This is a genomic window from Aquabacterium sp. TM01 (assembly GCF_057808345.1).
In genome coordinates, this window is sequence record NZ_AP046529.1 from 3,467,751 (window position 1) to 3,486,314 (window position 18,564).

At 66.8% G+C, this 18,564-nt stretch carries 23 protein-coding genes; 11 read left to right on the plus strand and 12 right to left on the minus strand.

All coding sequences use genetic code 11. The annotated features are described in order from the left end of the window. Window positions 1-73: 73 nt before the first annotated feature. Genes AC3WW4_RS16010 through AC3WW4_RS16020 form a run of 3 tightly spaced genes read right to left on the minus strand, consistent with a single transcriptional unit; the run spans window position 74 to window position 2,367 of the window. On the minus strand, window positions 74-916 hold the full coding sequence (locus AC3WW4_RS16010; RefSeq protein WP_488829437.1) for a 2-keto-4-pentenoate hydratase: 843 nt from the start codon (window positions 914-916) through the stop codon (window positions 74-76). 45 nt (window positions 917-961) lie between these two features. Further along, window positions 962-1,951, minus strand: coding sequence for a PA2778 family cysteine peptidase (locus AC3WW4_RS16015; protein ID WP_488829438.1), 990 nt, complete (start codon window positions 1,949-1,951; stop codon window positions 962-964). A gap of 14 nt (window positions 1,952-1,965) precedes the next feature. Beyond that, window positions 1,966-2,367 carry a PA2779 family protein gene (locus tag AC3WW4_RS16020; protein WP_488829439.1) on the minus strand — a complete coding sequence of 134 codons (402 nt, stop codon included), beginning with the start codon at window positions 2,365-2,367 and terminating at the stop codon, window positions 1,966-1,968. Between the two features lie 253 nt (window positions 2,368-2,620). On the opposite strand from AC3WW4_RS16020, the gene AC3WW4_RS16025 reads away from it, so the two are divergent. Then, window positions 2,621-2,947 (plus strand): hypothetical protein, encoded by a 327-nt coding sequence (locus tag AC3WW4_RS16025; RefSeq protein ID WP_488829440.1) that lies wholly within the window; start codon window positions 2,621-2,623, stop codon window positions 2,945-2,947. Between the two features lie 49 nt (window positions 2,948-2,996). Here the strand turns inward: AC3WW4_RS16025 and AC3WW4_RS16030 are convergent, their stop codons facing one another. The 5 genes from AC3WW4_RS16030 to AC3WW4_RS16050 form a co-directional block, all read right to left on the minus strand. Continuing rightward, window positions 2,997-3,527 carry a methylated-DNA--[protein]-cysteine S-methyltransferase gene (locus tag AC3WW4_RS16030; RefSeq protein ID WP_488829441.1) on the minus strand — a complete coding sequence of 177 codons (531 nt, stop codon included), beginning with the start codon at window positions 3,525-3,527 and terminating at the stop codon, window positions 2,997-2,999. Window positions 3,528-3,610: 83 nt separating this feature from the next. After that, window positions 3,611-3,832 carry a SlyX family protein gene (locus AC3WW4_RS16035; protein ID WP_488829442.1) on the minus strand — a complete coding sequence of 74 codons (222 nt, stop codon included), beginning with the start codon at window positions 3,830-3,832 and terminating at the stop codon, window positions 3,611-3,613. Between the two features lie 18 nt (window positions 3,833-3,850). Beyond that, window positions 3,851-4,300: an acyl-CoA thioesterase gene (locus tag AC3WW4_RS16040; protein ID WP_488829443.1), complete on the minus strand. Its 450-nt coding sequence runs from the start codon at window positions 4,298-4,300 to the stop codon at window positions 3,851-3,853. A 32-nt stretch (window positions 4,301-4,332) separates the two neighbouring features. Beyond that, window positions 4,333-4,911, minus strand: a complete 579-nt coding sequence (locus AC3WW4_RS16045) for a TMEM165/GDT1 family protein (RefSeq protein ID WP_488829444.1) — start codon at window positions 4,909-4,911, stop codon at window positions 4,333-4,335. A gap of 59 nt (window positions 4,912-4,970) precedes the next feature. Further along, entirely contained in the window at window positions 4,971-6,737 is a 1,767-nt protein-coding gene (locus AC3WW4_RS16050; protein ID WP_488829445.1) for an ABC transporter ATP-binding protein/permease, read from the minus strand. Between the two features lie 90 nt (window positions 6,738-6,827). Here AC3WW4_RS16050 and AC3WW4_RS16055 point away from each other — a divergent pair, with 90 nt between their 5' ends. The 3 genes from AC3WW4_RS16055 to AC3WW4_RS16065 are packed head-to-tail and all read left to right on the plus strand — an operon-like array spanning window position 6,828 to window position 8,890. Continuing rightward, window positions 6,828-8,030 carry an HPP family protein gene (locus AC3WW4_RS16055; RefSeq protein ID WP_488829446.1) on the plus strand — a complete coding sequence of 401 codons (1,203 nt, stop codon included), beginning with the start codon at window positions 6,828-6,830 and terminating at the stop codon, window positions 8,028-8,030. A gap of 30 nt (window positions 8,031-8,060) precedes the next feature. Then, window positions 8,061-8,339, plus strand: a complete 279-nt coding sequence (locus AC3WW4_RS16060; protein ID WP_488829447.1) for a DUF427 domain-containing protein — start codon at window positions 8,061-8,063, stop codon at window positions 8,337-8,339. 44 nt (window positions 8,340-8,383) lie between these two features. Then, window positions 8,384-8,890 carry a hypothetical protein gene (locus AC3WW4_RS16065; protein ID WP_488829448.1) on the plus strand — a complete coding sequence of 169 codons (507 nt, stop codon included), beginning with the start codon at window positions 8,384-8,386 and terminating at the stop codon, window positions 8,888-8,890. On the opposite strand, the gene AC3WW4_RS16070 is transcribed toward AC3WW4_RS16065, so the two are convergent. Beyond that, window positions 8,878-9,120 (minus strand): VF530 family protein, encoded by a 243-nt coding sequence (locus tag AC3WW4_RS16070; protein WP_488829449.1) that lies wholly within the window; start codon window positions 9,118-9,120, stop codon window positions 8,878-8,880. The two genes, AC3WW4_RS16065 and AC3WW4_RS16070, sit on opposite strands and share 13 nt — an antisense overlap. A 161-nt stretch (window positions 9,121-9,281) precedes the next feature. Here AC3WW4_RS16070 and AC3WW4_RS16075 point away from each other — a divergent pair, with 161 nt between their 5' ends. From AC3WW4_RS16075 to AC3WW4_RS16085, 3 genes are all read left to right on the plus strand, one after another. After that, entirely contained in the window at window positions 9,282-10,727 is a 1,446-nt protein-coding gene (locus AC3WW4_RS16075; protein ID WP_488829450.1) for an MbnB/TglH/ChrH family RiPP precursor modification enzyme, read from the plus strand. Window positions 10,728-10,836: 109 nt separating this feature from the next. Then, entirely contained in the window at window positions 10,837-11,427 is a 591-nt protein-coding gene (locus AC3WW4_RS16080) for a malonic semialdehyde reductase (RefSeq protein ID WP_488829451.1), read from the plus strand. A 19-nt stretch (window positions 11,428-11,446) separates the two neighbouring features. Next, the gene (locus AC3WW4_RS16085) at window positions 11,447-12,259 is read left to right on the plus strand and encodes a hypothetical protein (RefSeq protein ID WP_488829452.1); all 813 of its coding nucleotides are present in this window, start codon (window positions 11,447-11,449) and stop codon (window positions 12,257-12,259) included. Between the two features lie 62 nt (window positions 12,260-12,321). On the opposite strand, the gene AC3WW4_RS16090 is transcribed toward AC3WW4_RS16085, so the two are convergent. Next, window positions 12,322-15,327: a bifunctional diguanylate cyclase/phosphodiesterase gene (locus tag AC3WW4_RS16090; protein ID WP_488829453.1), complete on the minus strand. Its 3,006-nt coding sequence runs from the start codon at window positions 15,325-15,327 to the stop codon at window positions 12,322-12,324. A 166-nt stretch (window positions 15,328-15,493) separates the two neighbouring features. Here AC3WW4_RS16090 and AC3WW4_RS16095 point away from each other — a divergent pair, with 166 nt between their 5' ends. Beyond that, window positions 15,494-15,748: a hypothetical protein gene (locus AC3WW4_RS16095; protein WP_488829454.1), complete on the plus strand. Its 255-nt coding sequence runs from the start codon at window positions 15,494-15,496 to the stop codon at window positions 15,746-15,748. 66 nt (window positions 15,749-15,814) lie between these two features. Continuing rightward, on the plus strand, window positions 15,815-16,051 hold the full coding sequence (locus tag AC3WW4_RS16100) for a hypothetical protein (RefSeq protein ID WP_290732485.1): 237 nt from the start codon (window positions 15,815-15,817) through the stop codon (window positions 16,049-16,051). Here the strand turns inward: AC3WW4_RS16100 and AC3WW4_RS16105 are convergent. Both AC3WW4_RS16105 and AC3WW4_RS16110 read right to left on the minus strand, forming a co-directional pair. Beyond that, complete coding sequence (locus tag AC3WW4_RS16105; RefSeq protein WP_488829455.1) at window positions 16,037-16,177, minus strand: hypothetical protein; 141 nt, start codon at window positions 16,175-16,177, stop codon at window positions 16,037-16,039. The two genes, AC3WW4_RS16100 and AC3WW4_RS16105, sit on opposite strands and share 15 nt — an antisense overlap. After that, window positions 16,174-16,836: a cupin domain-containing protein gene (locus AC3WW4_RS16110; protein WP_488829456.1), complete on the minus strand. Its 663-nt coding sequence runs from the start codon at window positions 16,834-16,836 to the stop codon at window positions 16,174-16,176. The genes AC3WW4_RS16105 and AC3WW4_RS16110 overlap by 4 nt, the downstream gene beginning before the upstream one ends. Before the next feature lie 203 nt (window positions 16,837-17,039). Between AC3WW4_RS16110 and AC3WW4_RS16115 the strand changes: the two genes are divergently transcribed. Then, window positions 17,040-17,882, plus strand: coding sequence for a PA4780 family RIO1-like protein kinase (locus AC3WW4_RS16115; RefSeq protein WP_488829457.1), 843 nt, complete (start codon window positions 17,040-17,042; stop codon window positions 17,880-17,882). 46 nt (window positions 17,883-17,928) lie between these two features. Then, on the plus strand, window positions 17,929-18,510 hold the full coding sequence (locus AC3WW4_RS16120) for a pseudouridine synthase (protein WP_488829458.1): 582 nt from the start codon (window positions 17,929-17,931) through the stop codon (window positions 18,508-18,510). Window positions 18,511-18,564 lie beyond the last annotated feature (54 nt).

Below are 18,564 nucleotides of genomic sequence, written 5' to 3' on the forward strand. Positions count from 1 at the left end.
CAGACAGATGTCAGGATGGTACCGCTGACACCTGCGCTGCGCACGTTCCCGGACCCGCATCGCCCTCGCAAGTTCAGCCGCGCGGACGCCCCTGGAAGCGCAGCACCACCTCGCCCAGGGCGCCAAAGCGCACGCGTAGCAAGGGCCCCACGGGCACCCAGGGTGCGCCGGCATACGAGCCGGTGATGACCACCTGTCCGGCCTGCAATCCCTGGCCCCGCGCCCTCAGGAACTCGGCCAACCAACACAAGGGCGCCATCGGCTCACCCGTCGGGTGCACGCCGCGCTGCGACAGCAGCACTTGTCCGTCGGCGTTCAGCTCGATATCCAACGACTGCGCCGTGCGTGCCCGGGCGAGGTCGATGGCTGGTCCCAGCCACAGGCCCTGGTTGACCAGCCCATCGGCCAGGCGATCGGCAAAGCGCAGCGGGGTGGCGTCGTCGTAGCGGTTGTCGATCAATTCCAGCGCCACGTGGGCGGTCGCCACGGCCGCCGCCACCTCCTCGGTGTCATAAGGCTGCGCACGCGGCGGCAGATCACGCCCGAGCACAAATGCCAGCTCGGGCTCGACCTTCACCTGCCCGTTCTGAGTCCACACGGGCCAACCGTCCGCCGGTGCGTCACCCAGTCCTTCACCTGGACCATCACCGCGGTACAGCGTGCCCGCATACAGCGGGGCCAGCACCCAGGTGTCCGGGCCCGGCAGGCCGCACTTCCAGCCCGCCACGCGCTCACCGGTGCGCTGCGCCAAGGCCTGGGTCACGGCGCCCTGCACGGCCAAGGCGTCGGCCAAGGTCGCGGGGCGACATGTGGCAGGCAAGGCCCCACCCACCTGCCCGGTGAGCCGACGCGTGGCCAGGGTGTGTGCCGCGGCCGTGATGGCATCGGCGGTCAAGGTCAGTTCAGGCGTGTGCATGGTGGCGCATCATAGACAACCACCCGAAACAAGCAGCAGGCACGGTCAGGGCGGCAAGGCACCCTCACCCGCTGCGGCACGCTGCACATCGCGGCTCACGGCCTCAGCTGCCTCGCGCCAGGCGGGCTCACTCTGCGCACGGCGCACGGCGGCGTCGGCGGCGGTGCGCGCGCCGGGCAGGTCGCGACGCTCCAGCCGCAGGCGGGCCAGGTTGTGCCAGGCGGGAGCACTGTCATGGCGCTGTGCCACCTGGGCGTAGGCCGCTTCGGCATCGGCCCACGAACCGGCCGCATACAGCGCATTGCCCAGACCCAGGCCCAACACCAGGCTGTCAGACCAGCGTTGCAGGGCCGTGCGGTAGGCTTGCGCCGCCAGCGGTGGCGGCGCCACGCGCTCAAAGGCCACACGGGCCTCGGTGACCGCAGCCTCATCGGCCTGTGCAGGCAAGCGATCGGGCGGCAGCACCACGAAGGCCCATTGGCTGGAGCGCGCCCAGGTGTGCTCGAAGGTGCTCAGGGGCATCACCTCGCGCTGGACTGTGCCCGAGCGCAACAGGATGTCGCCGGCCGGCAGGTCGTAGCCCACCACCACGGCGTAATGCCACAAGGGCCGGATGGACAAGCCGAGGTTGAGCAGCACCACCGGCGCCTGTCCGGCGGCCACCTCGCGCAGCAGCGACAACAAATCGGGTCGGATGCGGGTGGCAATCTGGCCATGCCGGCGCGGCGCGGCCAGCATCTCGATTTGCAGGCTGCCTTCGCGCGCCGGCACGAACACGGCCGTGCCCAGCACCTCGGGCACGATCGTCACACCCACCGCGCCGAGGGCGGTGGCCAAGGCGGCGGGACCGCACTGGTTGAGCTCCTGCGGGAAAAACGGCACCTGCGCCCACTCGACGCGCACCGGCAGGTCTGAGGGTCTCTGGGCGAGCAGGGCCCGGGTCTGCGAGGCCGTCAGGCTGGCGCAGCCGCTCAGCACCGCCAGCCCCCCCAGCGCCCCGGCTCTCGCCAGCCAGCGGCGACGTCCGGGTCGCATGCGGGTCACACGCCTCAGCGGATGGAACGGGTGAAGGGGAAGACCTTGGTGAAGCCCAGGATGTCGGTGATCAGCAGCACCAGGAAGATGAACACGATGGTGCCCAGCACACCGCTGGCACCAGCCGGAGCGTGTTCCAGTTGGTCGGCCAGGGCCACCACTTCCTGGTCGGACAGCGACGCGATGCGGGCCCGGGCCGCCTCCATGTCCACACCCTTGGCGACCAGGGCTTCGGACACGTCAGCACGATTCAGGGTGGCCAGAACCTGGGCACGACGTGACTCGACCTGCACCAGCTCGGTGCCAGCGGCGACCGATTCGGTGGCGATCATGCCGGCGTGAGCCGCTTGCAGGCCCGCCGTGTGACACAGGGCGGCGGCCACGATCCAGGAAACCAGTTTTTTCTTCGGGGTCATGCAACTTCCTCACCAATACAGGATGCGATACGGTGATCTTAGAGCAGCCTGCCGGTCTTTGTCTGCATGGATCTGTGAGGGGATGTATGTGTCCGGAGCCGGCCACGGTGGTGCGTTCCAACCCCACGCAAAATAAATGTGATGTCGGTGCGTGATCGTGTCAACGCGCCAGGATGGCGGCGCGTCATGTACTGACTTGCCACCGTCGCGGCAAGACGTTTCGCCTCTGGTACCCCTTTGAAAGGTCCACATCATGATGAAGAAGTCGATTCTCGCCGCCGCCCTGTTGAGCGTGTTTGCTGCTGCTTCCTTCGCACAGGCGCCTGCGCCCGTGGCCCCGATGCCAAGCGCCAAAGCCTCTGCCCCGGCCATGCACAACGCCGAGCACAAGATGGCGCCCAAGCACGAGCAGGCCATGGAGCACAAGGGCGAACACAAAGCCGAGCCCAAGATGGAACACAAGGCCAAGCACAGCGCCAAGAAGGCCAAGACCCGTGCCGAGCACAAGGCAGCACACCATGGCGCCACGCCTGCCGCACCGGCCGCCCCTGCCACGCCAGCGGTGCCCCCGACCAAGTAAGGGCTGCGGCCCTGCAGGGCAGCGCGGGTGAGGCCTGCCCTGCCCTGACTCAGCGAACGGCTTCGCGCGCCAACAAGGCTTGTTTGCGCGCCAGCCCCCAGCGGTAGCCGGACAGGCTGCCGTCGCGGCGCACCACGCGGTGACACGGGATGAGCACGGCCAGCACATTGGCCGCACACGCACTGGCCACCGCCCTGACGGCACGTGGCCGCCCCACTTGGTGCGCCAGCTCGCTGTAACTCACGGTCCGCCCGGGCGGGATCCGCCGCAAGGCGGCCCACACCGTCTGCTGGAATACCGTTCCGCCCAGATCCAAAGGCAAGCTCATGTCATGAGCCTGTCGTGGCGTGGCGTTGTCCAGTTGGGCGATCACGTCGTTCACCCACGGGTGCGCCGCCTCAACGTGCCGCAAGGGCACCCCCGGGAAACTGCCACGCAGCTCGGCCAGCAAGGCGTCATCGTCATCGGCCATCAAAACCGCGCGCACCCCGGTCGGTGTCCAGGCCACCAGCGCCCGTCCCATGTTAATGGGCTGAATCTGCCAGGTCAAAGCGGTGCGGTCGGTCGCGGAACGCGTCATGATGAAAGCTCCCCGGTGAGCCCTGGCCCATGCATGGCACCCGCCACGCATGCGCCGCTGGTGGGCGGCGTGAATCGAGCCGCTCAGTAATGCGGCGGCAACTCGTCACGCAGGCTGCGAAAGGCCGGACTGCCGCCCCCGTCGTCCTGCTGTTGGCGCAAGTGGGTCACTTCCCTCATCAGCAGGTCGATGTGCTGCTGCTGGCGGGCGACCGTTTCATTGAGGTTGTCGAGCAGGTCCTCCATGAACCCGATTTTGATTTCGAAGTCGATGAAGCGCTGTTCGGTGTCGGCGGGTGAAGGCATGGTGCGTGCGCGGCCGGCTCAGTCGATGTGCAATTCAGGCGCCTGTGCCAGCAAGCTCTGCATGAAGCCTTCGGGGCGCGGGACCACTTTCTTGTGCACCTTATCGACAAAAACGATGCCACTCTTGCCCCGTGCCACCTCGCGCCCACTGGAGACCTCGGTGAGGCAAAAGACCAGATCGAAGCCGTACTTGTTGAAGTCAGCCGGCACCATCTCGACCCGGATGACCTCGCCGTAGAAGCCTTCGGACTTGTACTGGGCCATCATGTCGCCCACCACGATGGCCACGCCCTCGACGTCGAACTCGGTGTAACCGAGCCAGCGGAAAAAGCGCGCGCGGCCTTCCGAGACCAGGGTCAGCAGCTGGGCGTTGTCGAGGTGACCGGCCTGGTTGACGTGGCTGACGTAGATCTGCACCTCGGTGGTGAAGATGAAGTGATCCGGCAGTTCAAATTGGACGCGTGCCATGGCTGTACGAGGTCAGGAGAGGGAAAAGGGGATCAGACACCGAGCGCATCGCCGATGCCAAACAGCACCAGCACGCCCAACACGGCAAAGATGGCTGCAGCAATGGTGTGCACCAGCTTCATGGGGATGCGGGCGGCGAACTTGTCGCCCACAAACACGGCGGGCACGTCGGCGATCAGCATGCCCAGCGTGGTGCCGATGACCACCAGCAGCGGCTGCGCATAGTGTGCGGCCATGGCGACCGTGGCGATCTGGGTCTTGTCGCCCATCTCGGCCAGGAAGAAGGTGATCAAGGTGGCACCGAAGACGCCCAGGCGGCTGGCAATGTTGGTTTCTTCTTCCTCGATCTTGTCGGGAATCATGGTCCAGATGGCCATGCCCAGGAAGGACAAGCCCAGCACCCAGCGCAGCACGTCCGGGCTCAGGGTGGTGGTGATCCAGGTGCCCAGGGCACCGGCCAGGCCGTGGTTGAGCACCGTGGCCACCAGGATGCCCAGGATGATGGGCAGCGGCTTTTTGAAGCGCGCGGCCAGGATGAAGGCCAGCAATTGGGTCTTGTCACCCATTTCAGCCAGGGCGACCACGCCCGTCGATACCAGAAGGGATTCCATACAGGTTGTTTCAAAGAAGCAGCCCGACATCGTAGCAGGCGGGTGGGTCGGCAGGTGCTTCAGTGGGGTGAGCCGGACCGCCCGGTGTCGGCCGGATACAGGCGCCAGCCGCCCTCGCCGGTCAGCTCCAGCACCTGCTGGTGGAAGGCCCCCACGGCTTCATGGTGGCTGACGCTGATGGGGGTGATCGACAGGCCCTCCAGCTGACCGTACAGCAGGGCCTCATTGGCCCCGTCCAGCGCGCTGGTGGCCTCGTCCAGCAAGAGGTAGCGCGGCTTGGCCAGCAGCGCACGGGCAAAGGCCAGGCGCTGTTGCTCCCCGGCCGAAAGCACTTTGCCCCAGTCCAGCTCGGCTTGCAGGCCGCCGAAGCGCTGCGCCAGATCGGGCAGGTTCACGGCGTGCAACCACTCATGCAATTCCGCGTCGGAGATGTCGCGCTCGGTGTGCGGGTAGAGCAGCTGGGTGCGCAGGTCGCCCAGGGGCAGATAAGGGTACTGGGGCAAAAAGAGCATGTCCGGCCCCGCCGGGCGCAACACCTGGCCCGTGCCGGTGTGCCACAAACCGGCCATCACCCGCAGCAGCGAGCTTTTGCCCGAACCGCTGGCCCCCGTGATCATCAAGCCCTGCCCCGGCGGCACGCTCAGCGACAAATCCCGCAGCAGCAGGTGCTCGCTGTGGGGCGTGTACACCGTCAGGTTCTCAAGGGACAGATGCGGGTCGGAGACGGTGAGGATGCGGCGCGGCGTCCCGGTGGGCTCCTCGCGCTCGGCCTCGGCCTGCCGGTCCAGCGTGTCGGAGAAGGCATGCAGGCGGTCGATGCCGGCCGAGAAGCGGCTCAGGCCTTCGAAGTGCTCGACGATGACCGTCAAGGCGCTGAGGATGGCGGTGAAAGCGCCAGTGGCCTGGATGGCGCGCCCCACTTCCAGCTCGCCCGACAGCACCTGGCCGGAGATGATCACCACCGGCAGGACGATGGTGAGGAAGCTGTGCGCGTACTGGAAGGTGTTGAGGCGCAGCTGCCAGGACAGCACCTGGCGGTAGTTGGCGAACAGCGCGCCGAACACCCGCATCAGGGCTGACATCTCGCGTGCCTCGCCGTTGTGGAAGGCGATGGGCTCGGCATGTTCGCGCACCCGCACGAGGTTGAAACGGAAGTCGGCCTCGCGCTGCAGCTGCTTGAAGTTCAGCCCGATCAGGCGGCGCCCGAACACGCTGGCCGTGAACACGGTGGTGACCAGGGCGTAGGCCAGCAGGAAGTACACCAGGCCCTGCGAGATCGTCCACAGCACGCTGGCAAAGGCGACCAGCTGGATCACCGAGGACAGCACGATCATCGAGAAGTACAGGGACTGCTGCGTGAACGAGTTGATGTCTTCGGCGATGCGCTGGTCCGGGTTGTCGATGCTGGCATCGGCATGGAGCCGGTAGTAGGCCCGCCCACTGAAATAGCGCGTCAGGAAGTGCTGCGTGAGCCAGCGGCGCCAGCGCAGCCCCAGGATGTCGCGCACGTAGTAATACAGGCCGTAGATGGGCACGGCCGCCGCAAGAATGAAGGTGTAGCGCCAGATGGAGGCCCAAAAGCGCTCGGCGTCCCCGGCGGCCAGGGCCGAGGTGAACTCGCCCGTCTCGTGGTTGAACAGCACGTTGAAGCCGGTCTGCCCCAGCAGCAGCAAGATGAGCAGGCCCAGCATGCCCACCGCCCGCCAGCGCTCTTCCGACGTGCGCCAGTAAGGCGCGGCGATGTGGGCAAAGCGGCGCCACAAGGTGGCGTTGAAACCGAGGGCGGCAGCGGGGCTCATGGTGGCAGCGAGAGACAGGTCTGACATGGTAAGGCAGCGGGTTTGTCACATGCCCTTTGGGCCCACGGCATATTTCAGAGGCACCACAATGGTGCCTTATTTGACTCCCCTGCCCCCATGTCTGCTGCCCTGCTTCGTCGGCTCCAGCACCTGCTGACCGCCGACACGCCTGCCTTGTCTCGTCCGGAGCGCCGGCGCGCCAGCCTGGGTGCGCTGCTGAGCGTGGCCTTGAGCGCCATGGTGTTGCCGTTGGTGCCCGGCGCGCACGCCTGGCTGATGGCGCCCATCGGGGCCAGCGTGGTGATCCTCTTCGCGCTGTCGCACAGCCCCTTGGCCCAGCCCTGGCCCGTGTTCGGCAGCTACCTGGTGGCCACGCTGATCGGTCTGGCCTGTGTGACCCTGATCCCCCATGCCGGCTGGGCGGCCGCCGTATCGGTGGGCCTGACGGTGTGGCTGATGGCGCGCCTGCACTGCCTGCACCCACCGGGGGGCGCCCTGGCGCTGTTGATCGTGCACGAGCACCATGGCCGCGTGATCGACGTGTGGCATACCCTGGAGATGGTGGCCTTGAACGTGGGCGTGCTCTTGCTGGGGGCGGTGCTGATCCACCGGCTGCTGTGGCGCCGGCCGTATCCCTATCGCGCCCCGGCCGACACCGCCCACCTACGTCATCAGACCCGTGATGCGGCCCCCTTGCAACGCGGCGGCCTGGACCACGCCGACCTTGCGCATGCGGTCAAGCAGCTCGACATCTTTGTCGACGTGCAGGAAAGTGAGCTGATCACGCTGTACAACCTGGCGGTGTCGCACGCCTTCGAGCGGCATCTGTGCCTGACCTGCGGGGACATCATGTCGCGCGACGTGGTGACGGTTGAGTTTGCCACCGAGCTGGAAGACGCCTGGCAGATGTTGCGTCGGCACAAGGTCAAGGCCCTGCCGGTGGTGGACAAGTTCCAGCGCCTGATCGGCATCCTGACCGTGGCCGACTTCTTGCGCCAGATGGACGACACGCGCACCGCCGGCCTGGCGGCCAGCCTGCAGGGGCTGTTGCGGCGCACGCCTGGGCCGAACTCGGACAAGGCCGAGGTGGTGGGTCAGATCATGAGCGCGAACGTGATCAGCGCGACGCCGGACACCCCCGTGGCCACCCTGGTGCAACAGCTCAGTGACCAGGGCCTGCACCGCGTGCCCATCATCGACGCACGCCGCCAGGTGCTGGGCATGGTGACGCAGTCCGATCTGATTGCGGCGCTGTACAAGCACATTGCGCTGTCGGCCGGTGGGCTCGGCACGACCGCGGAGCCGAGTCAGCTGCGCTAGCATGAGCGCCTCAATCAACAGGAGTGCGGCATGAAGGCGATCTGGAACGGCGTGGTGGTGGCGGAGAGCGACGACATCGTCACCGTGGAAGGCGAACACTACTTCCCCCTGGCGGCGCTCAAGAGCGAGTACACCAGCTTCAGCAACCACCGCACCAGCGACTGGAAGGGCCAGGCCTACTACCAGAGCCTGTTCGTCAACGGCGAGATGAAGGCCGATGCCGTCTGGCACTATCCCGAGCCCAGCGAGTCGGCCGCCAACCTGAAAGACCGCGTGGCCTTCACGGCCGGCGTGGCCATCGTCGATTGAGATTGACGACCGAGCCTGAGCTTGCGCACCCCAGACTGATCCCCGTGAACGATTCCGCTCCCCCTCCCGATACCGACACCCCCGAGCCCCCCGAGACGATCAAGGAGGCCCGCGTGTGGGCCGACAACGGCTGGACCGCGCGGGTCATCAAGAACGAAGACGACGACGGCTGGGCTGTGGCCATGTATGTGGACGGCGAGTCCGAGCCCGCCCTGGTCGGGCCCTGGACCATGGGCCGCGACAAGAAAAACCCCAAGCCACTGGACGTGTCCGCTTTCAACACGCTGGTGAAAACCGCCTCGGAAGTGATCCGACGCCACGAGCAGCAGCTGCGCGCGCAGCTGCACAAGAACGTGTCCGTGCAGGCGGCTGGCGCCAGCTGGCAGGTCACCCTCGACATCGTCCCCGACGAATTCGAGCCGCACGCGCTGCTGGCCGCGCTGGACGAATACGGTGAGCGCGTGGCCCAGGTTCGCGTGCGACCGGACTTCAAGCTCAACAGCGCCAGCGCCGTCCGCTGGATCGACAGCGGCTTTGCTCAGCCGTCCTGACGGCGGCTCTGGCGCAGGGTGTAGAGGTACAGGCCTTCGACCTTCTCGCGTGCCCACGGCGTCTTGCGCAGCACCTTGAGGCTGGAGGCGATGCTGGGGTTCTGCGCAAAGCAGCGCAAGGCAATGCGTTGGGCCAGGCCCTCCCAGCCGTAGTAATCCACCAGATCGGTGAGGAGCTGCTCCAGCGTCAGGCCGTGCAGCGGATTGCGGGGTTGTTCTTGATCGCTCATGGGACGAGGTTGTAACGCAAATCAAACTAGGGATGGACACCTTTGAAGGCGACCCTCTAGGCTGAGCGGGTCAACAACCCGGAGAACCCTCATGGCCTCATCGCTCCGTTCGCTTACCGCCACCGTGCTGAGTACCCTGCGGGGGCACTGAGGGCACTGCCATGCAAGCGCTGGGCGTGGGGGTGGTGTACTGGCCGATCCTGGACCCCTTGCTGAGGGAGCCCGGATCGCTGGCCAGCGTGGTCGAGATCGAGCCCCAGGCCTTCTGGGAAATGAGCCACGACGCACACCACGGCTGGCGCTACCGGCCCAACGCGGCCCTGCTTGATGAGCTGGCCGCCCTGCCCCAGGCCAAATTGATCCACGGCGTGGGCCATCCGGTGGGCGGCACCGTGACCGACCCGCTGGAGCACCTGAACTTGCTGCAGGACGCCGTCACGCAACTGGCGCCGGCCTGGGTCAGTGAACACCTGAGCCTGAACCGCTTCGAGCGCCCCCAGGGCGGACCCGAGCCCCTCGACCAGGTCGAGCATGCGGGCTTTCTGCTGCCGCCCAGCCAGACGCCCTCCACCACCCGAGTGGCGGCCGACAACCTGCAGCGGCTGCGCAGCGCCATGGACCGCCCGATGGCGTTCGAGACTGGCGTCAACTACCTGCGCCCCCAGGCCGGCGAGATGAGCGATGGCGATTTTTTCGCGGCCGTGGCCGAGACCAGCGACTGCGGCATCGTGCTGGACCTGCACAACCTCTGGTGCAACGCCTGCAACGGGCGCCAGTCGGTGGACGAGGTGATGGCGCGCCTGCCGCTGGAGCGCGTGTGGGAGGTGCACCTGGCCGGTGGCATGCGCCAAGGTGCCTACTGGCTGGACGCCCACAACGGGCGGGTGCCCGAACCGGTGGTCGAGCTGGCAGCACGCTGGATTCCGCACCTGCCCGCGCTGGGCGCGCTGATGTTCGAGATCCTGCCCGAGCACGTGCCCACCTTGGGACTGGACGAGGTAGCTCAGGAGTTGAGCCTGCTGCAGACGATGTGGGCCTTGCGCGCACCCCGCATGGTGCACGTGGCCCGAGGTCGCCCGGCCCCACCACCCACCGGCCACAGCCGCCCGGAGGACCGTGCCGCCGTGCGCGCGTGGGAGTGCCAGCTGGCCGCCGCCTTGCACGGTGAGGCCCCGCCCGACGACGCCTTGACGCGCGACCCCGGCTGCGCGCTGCTGGCGCGGCTGATCCAGGACTTCCGGCGGGCCAACCTGACGCGGGCCCTGCGCTTCACCCTCACCACCTTGCTGCTGGGCCTGGGCGAAGACGACACCGAGGCCCTGCTGCAGGCCTACGCGCGCCACAGCCCGCCCCAGCCCTTTGCGGCGCTGGAGGCCGAGCAGTTCGCCGCCTTTGTCTGGGGGCACATTGGGCACTGGCCCCACCTGCCGCACCTGTGCGAGGTGTTGGCCTTCGAGCACGCTCTCATCCGCGCCAGCCTGCATGGCGACAGCACCCAACTGCACTGGTCCGTCGACCCGACCCAGGTGCTGGAGGCACTGGAGGCAGGCCAGTTGCCCCCGCCCCTGCCCCCCGTGCACAGCGTCATGCACATCCAGGCGACATGAAGCCCCTGGTGTGCCCCCCCAGACCGCCAACACCCCCACCGTCTCCGCACGTCGCGCACATCGCATAGGATGGCAACCGCATTGCCACTTCCTTTCGGAGCGCCCTTCTGTGAACCAGCCCCTCGACACTGCCGCCCTCAACCAGCTTTTCACGCAGGCCCGCACGTTCAATGCGTTCACCGACCAGTCCGTGAGCGATGAGACCCTGCATCAGCTCTACGACCTGCTCAAGTGGGGCCCGACCTCGATGAACTGCCAGCCGGCCCGCTACCTGTTCCTGCGCAGCGACGCGGCCAAGGCCCAGCTGCTGCCGGCCCTGAGCCCCGGCAACGTCGACAAGACCCGCGTGGCCCCGGTGACCGTGGTCATCGCTTCGGACAAGCGCTTCCAGGACCAGCTGCCCACACAGTTCGCCGCCTACGACGCCAAGCCGATGTTCGACGGCAACCCGGCCCTGGCCGAGACGACGGCGTTCCGCAACAGCACCCTGCAAGGCGCCTACCTGATCCTGGCCGCCCGTGCCCTGGGACTGGACTGTGGCCCCATGAGCGGTTTTGATGCGGCCCAGGTGAACGCGGCCCTCTTCCCGGAAGGCCAGTGGCAGGTCAACTTTCTCGTCAACCTGGGCTATGGCGCGCCCGATGGGGTCTACCCGCGCGGCCCACGCCTGCCGTTTGACGACGTCGCCCGCATCCTGTGATGCCTGCGCTGACCTCGCCATGAACCGACTGCAATCCGAGTGGCGACGCCTGTATGCGCCCACGGGCACTGCCTGCCCTGACAGTCCGGATGCGGCGCCACAGGCCCACCCGATCGACGGTATCGACCTGGTCGATGCCCAAGGCCGCGTGCGCGCGCTGGTGCTGCAACTGGCCCGCCCAGCCGACTGGAGCGCCCTGTCGCGCGTCTGGCAGGGCGTGCAGCTGGACCTGGGCTGGCCCGCGCCGGCCATTGCGGTGTCCGGGACGGACGGCTATCAGCTGTGGTTTTCGCTGACGCAGGCCGTGCCAGTGGCGCAGGCCCGCGCTGTCCTGACCGCCTTGCAGGCCCGTTACCTGGGCGACATCGCCCCCGCCCGCGTGGACCTGTGGCCCATGCTCGACGCCCGCGCCCCGCGGGGGGTGCAGCACGCGCGCCCGATCCCCGCTGAGCCCGACCGCCCGGAGCAGTGGTCGGCCTTCGTGGCCCCCGACCTCGCGCCCGTCTTCAACGACACGCCCTGGCTCGACCTGCCCCCCAACCTTGAAGGCCAGGCCGAGCTGCTGGCCCGCCTGCTCAGCATCTCGCCCACCGAGTGGGAGGCGGCCCAGGCACAGCTCGGCGTCACGGCGGCAGCCCTGCAGACAAGGCCGACCGCCGCACCGCCAGCGCACAGCGCTCCGGCCACGCCAGTCGCGACCGGGCACTCACCAACCGGCTCGCAGACCGATCCGCGCCGTTTCCTGCTCGACGTGATGAACAACGAGACCATCGACATGTCCCTGCGCATCGAAGCCGCCAAAGCGCTGCTGCCCTGGGTGCCCCCGAACTGAGCCGGCGGGACGCGTGAGACCCTTGCCTTGACCAGCGCTCGACCGGCGACCGGCATCCAGCATCAGGGTCGCCATGCAGCCAGGAAGGCCTCCAGATCGGCCACATTCAGGGGCCGACTGAACAGATAGCCCTGATAGGCGTGGCAACCTTGCGCGCCCAGAAAAGCCGACTGGGCCTCGGTTTCCACGCCCTCGGCGATCACCCTCAAGCCCAGGCTCTCGGCCAGCACGATGACGGTGCGCGCGATCGCCGCGTCGTTCGGGTCGTCCAGGATGTCGCGCACAAAGCCCTGGTCGATCTTGAGCTGGTCCAGCGGCAGGCGCTTGAGGTAGGCCAACGAGGAGTAGCCGGTGCCGAAGTCATCGAGCGAAAAACACACGCCGCGGGCCTTGAGCGCGTCCATCTTGCGGATCACGCTCTCCACATCGGTCACCAGAGAGCTTTCGGTCAGCTCCAGCTCCAGGCGGGCCGGATCGGCGCCCGTGCGATCGAGGATGTCGCACACATCGGCCACGAAGCGCTCCTGGCGGAACTGCCGCGCACTCACGTTGACGGCGATGCTCAAGCCCGCCTTGTCGGGGTCGGCGGCCCACTGCGCCAGCTGCGCGCAGGCGGTCTCGATCACCCAACGCCCCAGCGGCACGATCAGGCCGTTCTCTTCGGCCACCGGAATGAAGTCGGCCGGCGACACCATGCCCCGCTCGGGATGACGCCAGCGCACCAGCGCCTCCACCCCAATGATCTGCCGCTCGGCCGAGACCTGCGGCTGGTACTGCAGGAAAAACTGCCCCTTCTCCAGCGCCGACCACAGCCCGGCGTCCAGCTCGGCGCGCGCGTGGATGTCGGCCTGCATCTTCGGATCGAAGAAGCACAGGTGGTTGCGCCCCGCCAGCTTGGCCTGCGCCATGGCCAGATCGGCGCGCTTCAAAGGCTCGTCCACGCTCTCGGCGGGGTTCTCGCCAAACAGCGTGATCCCGATGCTGGCCGAGCCCCGGTGCTCGGAGCTGCCCAGCTGGAAGGTCCGGTGCAAGGCCTGCAGGATCTTGGTGCCCACAATCTCTGCATGGCGGGCGGCCTCCATGTCGTCCTCGCTCAACGCCTCCAGCATCACCACGAACTCATCGCTGCCCAGCCGGGCCACGGTGTCTTCCTCTCTCACGCAGCTTTGCAAGATGCGCGAGACCTGCTCCAGCAGCAGGTCGCCCTCGTGGTGCCCCACCGTGTCGTTGACCGACTTGAAGTTGTCCAGGTCGACCACCAGCAGCGCGCCCTTGCTCTTGTGGCGGGCGCAAGAACGCAAGGCGTGCTCCAGACGCTCCAGCAACAGGCGCCGGTTGGGCAACTGGGTCAGGGGGTCAAAGAAGGCGAGCTTGCGCACCTGCTCTTCGGACGACTTGTTCGACGTGATGTCGATGAAGGTGGACACATAGTGCGTGACGCGACCGTGCTCGTCCTTGACGGCGCCGATGGAAATCGCCTGCGGGTAGATCTCGCCGCTCTTGCGCCGGTTCCAGATCTCGCCCTGCCAGGAGCCTCGCGATTGCAGATCGGACCACATCAGCGCGTAAAACGCCGCATCGTGGCGGCCTGAGCTGAGCAGGTGAGGCGTCTGTCCGATGACCTCGTCGGCCGCATAGCCGGTGACCTCGGTGAACGCCGCGTTGACGCGCACGATGCGCTGCTGCGCGTCGGTGATCAGCATGGCCACCTGGGAGTCGAAGGCCGTGGCCGCGATGCGCAGGTTCTCATCGGCCTGTTTGCGCTCCGTGATGTCGCGGGCTGACCCGAAAATCACCGGCTGACCATGCAGATCCAGCGAAAACGCCGTGATCTCGACCGCACGCTCGCTGCCATCGCTACGACGGTGCGTGGTCTCGAACGTGGTCACCTTATGCGAGGCACGCACCCGCGCGATCAGCGCCCGGATCTCCGCCTCGGACAGCGCAACGTCCCACTCTGTCACGCTCATGCCGATGGCCTCGCTGCGAGGCACCCCCAGCATCCGACAGAAGGCATCGCTGGCCTCGATCACCCGCCCCTGCAGGTCAAGGATGTGGATGCCATCGCTGGCGTTCTGCAACAGGATCTGGCTGCGGCGGTGGGCCCGCTCGTTCGCGCGGATCAGGCGCCACAGCAGCCAGGCGGTGCACACGGTCACCAGCAGGAACAGGCCTGAGAGGATGGCAGCCTTGCGCACGTCATCGCGCCACTGCGCCAGATAGTCGGCCTCGCCCAGGCCCACCACCACGAAAGCCGGCATCAGGGTCAACTTGCGGAAAGCATTGGTGCGGTTGACCCCGTCGGCGGTGCGCGCGCTGTAGAACGTGGCCTGCTGTTGGCCGCCAGCGATGATGTCGGTCAGCTCCTGCGACCCCCCTTTGCCGCCCACCCGCCCGGCCGGCGCATCCAGCCGCGGCGCCCGCGCGATCAGGACCGTGTCCATGTCACGCATGAGCGCAATGCCATGCGCCCCCAGATTCAGGCCCGCCAGCAAGCGGTCGAAATGCCTGACCGGCACGGCCGCTGTCACGACCCCGGCAAACCGGCCGTCGGGATGGCTATAGCGACGCGAGAACACCGTGACCCAGGTGCCCGCGATGCGCCCATACAGCAGCTTGCTCGCCATCGTACGCCCGTCGTTGTGGGCCTGGTGCGCGAGGAAGAAATCGCGGTCGCCATAGCTCACGCGGGTGTCAGGCGTCACCCCATGTCCGAGCAGCACATGGCCCTGGGCATCCGACACCCGCAACTCGGCGATCTGCGCGAGCCAGTTTTCGTGCAACTTCACCAGCGCCACCGTGTCGGCATCGCCCAGCGGCGTCTGGTTGCGCAAGCTCCGCTCCAGATGCAACTGCACCTCGCGCAAGGACTGATCGATCCCCCTGATCGACGAGGACACGTTTTGGTCCAGCAGCAAGGCCAGGTTTTCGACCGTGGTGCGTACCTCGGCCTCCTTGCGCACCTTGGCTTCGCTCAAGGCCACCGTGAACAGCCCCACGAGGAACAGGTTCAAGGCCACGACCGTCGCCACCAAGGCCAGCAGGATGGTCTTTCTTCTCTGTTGCATGACGGGGGGAAAGGAGAGGTCGGTACGGGGCGAGGAAAGCGAGCAAGGCGGCCTCAAGGCCCCTCAAGGATGTCATTCTGCCTTGGACTGAGCACATCCCGCCCCGTGGCTTCCCCTGAAAGCGCGAGATGGTTACGATGGGTGGTATCTGCACAGGAGCCTGGCCATGGACCATCAAGTCATTCGCGGCGTTGATCAGGAAGAAGCCATTGGCGCCCACAGCGGGTTTCGCATCCGCGTGGTGACCGCCTGGGATGCGCCGAGTCGGCAGTTTGTGGTGAATGCCTTTGTGCGCGGCTCGGAAACCGAAGAAGAGATCATGATGCCGACCCAAGGCCAGCACTTCGCCTTGATGCAGGATGCGGAGGATCACGGTTTTGCCGTGGCCACGCAATGGATTGATCAGCAGGCGAGTGGGTGAACGGGCCTCACGTCAGTAGATCTTGCCCCGACAATCGGGCCTTGGCTTTTTTGCATCCACACACCCATGAAAACGTACGACATCGAAATTCAGCGCCTGAAATCAGCCCGGCACCACAAAGGCCTGATCGAACTGGGCGTGGAGGTGTTGGTGCAGCCTCGCGCGGCGCGTGACGAGAGCAGCGTCATCAGTTGCCTGTCGCTGGAAGTGGACGATGCGCGCACCCTGATGATCCTGCTCAAGCAGCAGATCGCCGAGCTGGACAAGCTGCAACCGCGCAGCCGGCGATCAGGACGCTGCTGAGCGGGCTACCGCCAGGCAGGCCTGCACACCCCGGGTCGCAGCGTCGACCGCGCCGGCACGGTAGCCCGGGAACTGCAGCGACCACTCCCTGCCGATGATGGCGACGCGAGCACTGGACGGGCTCATGTGATGAGCCCCGTCAGATGACCCGTCTTGAGGTACATCGTCACGCCATCCGCACCGGCCGCGAGCGCGCCACTGGCGCCCGGCGGAAAACGCATCCAACTGCCGCGCCCGAACTGCTCGTGCCCCTCGGTCAGCTGACCGTCCAGCACCAGCAGTTCGGCGCCACCCTGCGTGTCCACGGTCACCAGCGCGCCAGACCGGAGCCGCTGGAGGCTCACCTGCTCGCGCTCGCTCTGATACAGCGGGCACACCTCCTGCGCGCCTTCTCGATGCCACAAGGCCGGATCGTGGGTGTCAATCCGCACCGTGGTCGACTCGTCCTCCGGCATCTGCCAGAGCTTCACGAAGATGAGTGCCCCGTCAAGGCTCGACGGCTGGTGCGAAGAGCCCGGTGGGTTGCGCAGGTACCAGCCCGGCCCGTAATCGCCGCTGTCATCGGAGAACGTGCCGGACAGCACAAGGATCTCCTCCCCCCCGGGATGTCCGTGCGCAGGAAAAACGGAGTGCGGTTGGTAGCGCACCAGGCTCGTTGCGCGAGCCCGCTCGCTGCCGATGCGGTCGAGCATCACGCGCTCGACACCCGGCTGCGGAGACGCCACCCAACGGTGGTCTGCAGCCGTGACGATGGCCCGACGTGAAAAATCCGAGTTGATGAGCATGGCCGTGGTGAGTCGACAAACAATGAAGACCGCATCATGCGGCCTTCGGACGCGGTCTGATCCGATTCATTCCTGCGTCACACCCAGCACAGTTGGCGCTCAAGATGGGTCACACGGGCATCCACGCGGCCACGGATGACCATGCCTGCGATGGGTTAGCATGGGCCGCATCCACCACTGAATCGGCGCCACTTGCTTCCCGGATGAAAACACCTCCCAGACTGCAGTCCCTTGTTGAAGAAGGCTTGATCGACACCGTCGTGCGTCAGCTGATGAGCGGCAAGGAGGCCATGGTGTACGTGGTCCGGCGTGGGGACGAAACGCTGTGCGCCAAGATCTACAAAGAGGCGACGAACCGCAGCTTCCGGCAGGCGGTCGACTACACCGAGAACCGCAAGACCAAGAACACCCGCCAGGCCCGCGCCATGGCCAAAGGCACCCGTTTTGGACGGCAGGCGCAGGAAGCCGCATGGCAGAGCGCCGAGGTCGACGCGCTCTATCGCCTGGCCGCGGCGGGGGTGCGCGTGCCGCAGCCCTACAACTTCCTGGATGGCGTGCTGCTGATGGAGCTGGTGGCCGACGCCGAGGGCGATGCCGCCCCCCGGCTCAATGATGTGTGCTTCACGGCGCAGGAAGCGTGCGACCACCATGCGACCCTGCTGACCGAAGTGGTGCGCATGCTGTGTGCCGGTGTGGTGCACGGCGACCTCTCCGAGTTCAACATCTTGCTGGCACAGGACGGCCCGGTCATCATCGACCTGCCGCAGGCGGTGGATGCGGCCGGCAACAACCACGCCAAACGCATGTTGCTGCGCGACGTGGGCAACCTGCGCGACTTCTTCGGCGGCTTCGCCCCGGATCTGCTGTCCACCCATTACGGGCCCGAGATCTGGGCGCTGTATGAGCAAGGGGCCTTGACCCCTGAGACCCCGCTGACGGGCCAGTTCACCCAAGCCAGCGGGCCGGTGGATCTGGGCGGGGTGATCCGCGAGATTGACGATGCGCGGGACGAAGAAGCCCTGCGGCGCCTGCGGATGCAGCAGTGAAGCGGCCCCGCAAGGCGTGCCTCTTCCTTGCTATGCTGTCCGCGCCATGATCCAGAACCCTGCCCTTGCATCACGCCTGATCCGTTTCAACAAACCTTATGGTGTCGTCAGCCAGTTCACGGCTGAAGGGGCCTGGCGTGGCCTGAAGGACTTCATCAATCTGCCCGATGTGTACGTGGCAGGACGGCTGGATGCCGACAGCGAGGGCCTGTTGCTGCTCACGAACGACGGCAAGCTGCAGGCTCGCATCGCCGATCCGCGCTTCAAAATGGACAAGACCTACTGGGTTCAGGTCGAAGGCGTCCCGGACGAGATCGCCTTGGCCACGTTACGCCAAGGCGTCATGCTCAAGGATGGCATGACCCGTCCGGCGCGGGTCAGACGGATGGAGGCACCGCCCCATCTGTGGGACCGAGACCCGCCCGTTCGCATGCGCAAAACCATTCCCACCTCGTGGATCGAACTGGTGATCAGAGAAGGCCGCAACCGCCAGGTGCGTCGCATGACGGCCGCCGTGGGCTTTCCGACCTTGCGCTTGATCCGCGCGGCCATCGGGCCGTATACCCTGGAAGGCTTGGCTTGTGGTGTATGGATGGATGCGGGCGTCGACGGGGTGTTGGGTCGGTAGTGGACGGCGTTCTCGCGGAACGCGGCTGCCTTCGCCTTCGCTTTCACCCTTCTC

Bases quoted from the DNA above. Each gene is read 5' to 3' on its own strand.
- AC3WW4_RS16010 (WP_488829437.1), bottom strand. From the start codon at position 916: ATGCACACGCCTGAACTGACCTTGACCGCCGATGCCATCACGGCCGCG.
- AC3WW4_RS16015 (WP_488829438.1), bottom strand. From the start codon at position 1,951: ATGCGACCCGGACGTCGCCGCTGGCTGGCGAGAGCCGGGGCGCTGGGG.
- AC3WW4_RS16020 (WP_488829439.1), bottom strand. From the start codon at position 2,367: ATGACCCCGAAGAAAAAACTGGTTTCCTGGATCGTGGCCGCCGCCCTG.
- AC3WW4_RS16025 (WP_488829440.1), top strand. From the start codon at position 2,621: ATGATGAAGAAGTCGATTCTCGCCGCCGCCCTGTTGAGCGTGTTTGCT.
- AC3WW4_RS16030 (WP_488829441.1), bottom strand. From the start codon at position 3,527: ATGACGCGTTCCGCGACCGACCGCACCGCTTTGACCTGGCAGATTCAG.
- AC3WW4_RS16035 (WP_488829442.1), bottom strand. From the start codon at position 3,832: ATGCCTTCACCCGCCGACACCGAACAGCGCTTCATCGACTTCGAAATC.
- AC3WW4_RS16040 (WP_488829443.1), bottom strand. From the start codon at position 4,300: ATGGCACGCGTCCAATTTGAACTGCCGGATCACTTCATCTTCACCACC.
- AC3WW4_RS16045 (WP_488829444.1), bottom strand. From the start codon at position 4,911: ATGGAATCCCTTCTGGTATCGACGGGCGTGGTCGCCCTGGCTGAAATG.
- AC3WW4_RS16050 (WP_488829445.1), bottom strand. From the start codon at position 6,737: ATGTCAGACCTGTCTCTCGCTGCCACCATGAGCCCCGCTGCCGCCCTC.
- AC3WW4_RS16055 (WP_488829446.1), top strand. From the start codon at position 6,828: ATGTCTGCTGCCCTGCTTCGTCGGCTCCAGCACCTGCTGACCGCCGAC.
- AC3WW4_RS16060 (WP_488829447.1), top strand. From the start codon at position 8,061: ATGAAGGCGATCTGGAACGGCGTGGTGGTGGCGGAGAGCGACGACATC.
- AC3WW4_RS16070 (WP_488829449.1), bottom strand. From the start codon at position 9,120: ATGAGCGATCAAGAACAACCCCGCAATCCGCTGCACGGCCTGACGCTG.
- AC3WW4_RS16075 (WP_488829450.1), top strand. From the start codon at position 9,282: ATGCAAGCGCTGGGCGTGGGGGTGGTGTACTGGCCGATCCTGGACCCC.
- AC3WW4_RS16085 (WP_488829452.1), top strand. From the start codon at position 11,447: ATGAACCGACTGCAATCCGAGTGGCGACGCCTGTATGCGCCCACGGGC.
- AC3WW4_RS16090 (WP_488829453.1), bottom strand. From the start codon at position 15,327: ATGCAACAGAGAAGAAAGACCATCCTGCTGGCCTTGGTGGCGACGGTC.
- AC3WW4_RS16095 (WP_488829454.1), top strand. From the start codon at position 15,494: ATGGACCATCAAGTCATTCGCGGCGTTGATCAGGAAGAAGCCATTGGC.
- AC3WW4_RS16100 (WP_290732485.1), top strand. From the start codon at position 15,815: ATGAAAACGTACGACATCGAAATTCAGCGCCTGAAATCAGCCCGGCAC.
- AC3WW4_RS16105 (WP_488829455.1), bottom strand. From the start codon at position 16,177: ATGAGCCCGTCCAGTGCTCGCGTCGCCATCATCGGCAGGGAGTGGTCG.
- AC3WW4_RS16110 (WP_488829456.1), bottom strand. From the start codon at position 16,836: ATGCTCATCAACTCGGATTTTTCACGTCGGGCCATCGTCACGGCTGCA.
- AC3WW4_RS16115 (WP_488829457.1), top strand. From the start codon at position 17,040: ATGAAAACACCTCCCAGACTGCAGTCCCTTGTTGAAGAAGGCTTGATC.
- AC3WW4_RS16120 (WP_488829458.1), top strand. From the start codon at position 17,929: ATGATCCAGAACCCTGCCCTTGCATCACGCCTGATCCGTTTCAACAAA.